1 protein-coding gene is annotated in these 1,379 nt (G+C 61.9%); it reads right to left on the bottom strand.

The genetic code is table 11. The features are described from left to right. The coding region (locus tag ACWTU8_RS31605; RefSeq protein ID WP_455851224.1) for a recombinase family protein at positions 1-1,223 on the bottom strand (1,223 nt) is incomplete at its 3' end. Positions 1,224-1,379 lie beyond the last annotated feature (156 nt).

Genomic DNA, 1,379 nt, shown 5'->3' with positions numbered 1-1,379 from the left:
AGGGTCGAGGCGATTTCGTCATCAGGGGTGCCGTTGCGGGCAAGATCGAGCGCCCGATCGCGCATCTCTGTCCCTCGCGTGAGTTTGGCAACGGAGTTGACCTTCAACTTGACTTCAAGATCGCTCGCCGCGCCGCCACGCCAGACGATCCTGACCCGAGCGACATCATGTTCGCCTCGGTCAAGCACCACTTTATCTACGAGGCAGCGCAGCAAGGCTTTGCGTTGAGCATCGATAGTGGCTGGGTCCGCCCAGATCTGCGGGAGGCGTCCGGCGAGGCTAACGACCTTGCCGTGCAAGACCTTGCCTATCCCCATTTGACCGATAGCCTGTGGCGAGGATTGCTGAACAAGCGCCTCCTCGGCCGCCCGAAGCTCGCTCAAGGCCACTTCCCAGCGTCGCTCGAGTTCCCCGGCGACGAGACGATTGTCGGGGTCGACACGGTTGAATTGGCGTTCGGCCAGTGCGGCGGCATAGCGCTTGCGCTCGAGCTGCCGTTCTGCACTGCTTCGCAGCGCCGTATCCACCTGCTGCTGGGCTCGGCGCGCTTTTGACAGCGCATCCAGCTCGGCCGGCGCCAGGGCCGTCAGGAAGGCATCCGTCACAACTGCGTCTACACGCGCGGCGCGAATGTACTGGCAGGCTGGCAAACCCTCGTTGGAGCGCAGATGGTTACATACATACTGCCCGCCACCCTTGTAGCGGACATACATCTTGTGACCGCACCGCGCGCACCAAGCGATGCCGTGCAACAGGAGATCACCGTCGCGGGGTGCGCCTCTCGTCTTGGTGCGCATGTATTCGGCCCGATTGTCCCTTATGATATTGCGGATCATTTCATAAGTCTGCCAGTCGACGTAGGCCGGATAACGGTCCTTCACGACAATTCGCCATTCTTCGATTGGCCGCGGCGCTTTCGCCCGCGACGCACCATCGCGCGCAAGCGTACGCATGCGGGTACGGCCATAGACGAAAGCTCCGGCATAGGCAGGATTTTTCAGGATGGCCGCCACCGAACAAATCGTCGCTCGCGTCCAACACAAATCGCCATGCCGGTCGCGACGCGGAAGGTCGAGGCCACGACCATTGAGCAGGCGCATAACCTTGGCCACGGTGCGGAACTTCAGGAACATCTGGAACACAAGCTCCAGCCGTTCCTGAACCGCCAGGTCGGGATCCTTGACCACCACCCCGCTCGGATCACGCATAAGGCCGATCGGCAAGGAGAGCGCCAGTTCCCCGCGCTCAGCCTTGGCGAGAAGGCCGGCGGTCAGGCGACTACGGATCGTGTGCAGTTCGAGCTCCGATATTGTTCCCTTTAGCCCCAGAAGCAGCCGACCATTGGCGCTACCCGGATCATAGACCCCGTCACGATCGGC

It is taken from the genome of Mesorhizobium sp. BHbdii (genome assembly GCF_053848045.1).
The sequence above is the reverse complement of the archived record's forward strand: the minus strand, read 5'-3'. Positions and strand labels throughout refer to the sequence as shown.